This window comes from Serratia sp. T13T92 (assembly GCF_047530105.1).
In the GTDB taxonomy this organism is placed as follows: Bacteria; Pseudomonadota; Gammaproteobacteria; order Enterobacterales; family Enterobacteriaceae; genus Chania; species Chania fonticola.
Genome location: NZ_JBLJAK010000133.1, coordinates 1 through 704 on the forward strand (window position 1 = coordinate 1; position 704 = coordinate 704).

The 704-nt window shown below is 48.0% G+C and carries 2 tRNA genes and 1 rRNA gene; all 3 read left to right on the forward strand.

Features of this window, described 5'->3' with window-relative positions:
• Positions 1-110, forward strand: a 16S ribosomal RNA gene (locus tag ACMV5I_RS29570); the annotation flags it as partial.
• Between the two features lie 75 nt (positions 111-185).
• Positions 186-262 (forward strand) — tRNA-Ile (locus tag ACMV5I_RS29575).
• Positions 263-370: 108 nt separating this feature from the next.
• Positions 371-446: transfer RNA gene (locus ACMV5I_RS29580), tRNA-Ala, on the forward strand.
• Positions 447-704: the final 258 nt, after the last annotated feature.

Below are 704 nucleotides of genomic sequence, written 5' to 3' on the forward strand. Positions count from 1 at the left end.
AAGTAGGTAGCTTAACCTTCGGGAGGGCGCTTACCACTTTGTGATTCATGACTGGGGTGAAGTCGTAACAAGGTAACCGTAGGGGAACCTGCGGTTGGATCACCTCCTTACCTAAAGATATGCAGTTGAGTGCAGTGTCCACACAGATTGTCTGATGAAAAAGTAACGAGCAGAAATACCTTTATAGGCTTGTAGCTCAGGTGGTTAGAGCGCACCCCTGATAAGGGTGAGGTCGGTGGTTCAAGTCCACTCAGGCCTACCAAATTCGCACTTGTGCTGCGTTGCACGCGATACGTTTACACCGTAAACGTCCAGTGAGCATGCCTTGCCTGAGCGAGTGGTAAATAAAGGTTTCTGCAAGTGACTGTATGGGGCTATAGCTCAGCTGGGAGAGCGCCTGCCTTGCACGCAGGAGGTCAGCGGTTCGATCCCGCTTAGCTCCACCATATCCATATAGTCCTTGATAATACTTCAGAGTGTACTGGCAACAGTATGCTGCGAAGTATTTTGCTCTTTAACAATCTGGAACAAGCTGAAAATTGAAACATGACAGCTGAAACTTATCCCTCCGTAGAACTATTGGGGTAAGGATTAACCTGTCATAGAGTCTCTCAAATAAACAGCACGACAGTGTCTCTGTTTACAGAAACACCTTCGGGTTGTGAGGTTAAGTGACTAAGCGTACACGGTGGATGCCTAGGCAG